This window comes from Pseudomonas sp. FFUP_PS_473 (assembly GCF_002858665.1).
In the GTDB taxonomy this organism is placed as follows: Bacteria; Pseudomonadota; Gammaproteobacteria; order Pseudomonadales; family Pseudomonadaceae; genus Aquipseudomonas; species Aquipseudomonas defluvii.
The window spans coordinates 1-505 of the sequence record NZ_PJQQ01000110.1 but is presented as its reverse complement, the minus strand read 5'-3'; the positions used below and the strand labels follow the sequence as shown (position 1 = coordinate 505).

Here is a 505-nt window from a genome sequence, read left to right as displayed (position 1 = left end):
CGCTGACGACTCATGGCACCTCCTATTTGGGCCTCATTATGAGGCTTGGAGGTGTCTACGAAACCAGGGGCGATTCAAAATCCTCAGTTCGAGGATGGCGTATATGCAGAGCTTATGCGCCTTCTGCAGCCGCCATTTCATTACGCCAATGAAGGAAAACCCATCCTCTACACAAAGCCACAGGCGCGGCTATCTGAGAGTGTTGAAGGCGCCAGGGCCAAGGTGTGCGGAGTTGCAGGGTCGGGCAAAACCTCCGTATTGGCGAAGCGCGCGGTGAGCGCGCATAAACGCCACGGCGAGCCTGTGTTGATACTCACCTTCAACCTGACGCTTCGCATGTTCATCAGAGACAAAATTAGTGAGGTTCGCGAAGACTTCAGCTGGGGCGCTTTCCATATTGTCAATTACCACAAATTTATGAGTGCGGCTCTAAGAGGGTGTAGACAAAATCAAGTAGTAAGCCGACGGGCCAGCATGCGAGCTTCAGCCAACCATACCCATGCCG

1 protein-coding gene is annotated in these 505 nt (G+C 53.5%); it reads left to right on the top strand.

Going from position 1 to position 505, the window contains the following annotated elements; genetic code table 11:
• Nucleotides 1-51: 51 nt before the first annotated feature.
• On the top strand, nucleotides 52-505 hold a 454-nt coding region (locus CYD26_RS25350), incomplete at its 3' end, for a hypothetical protein (protein ID WP_256588081.1).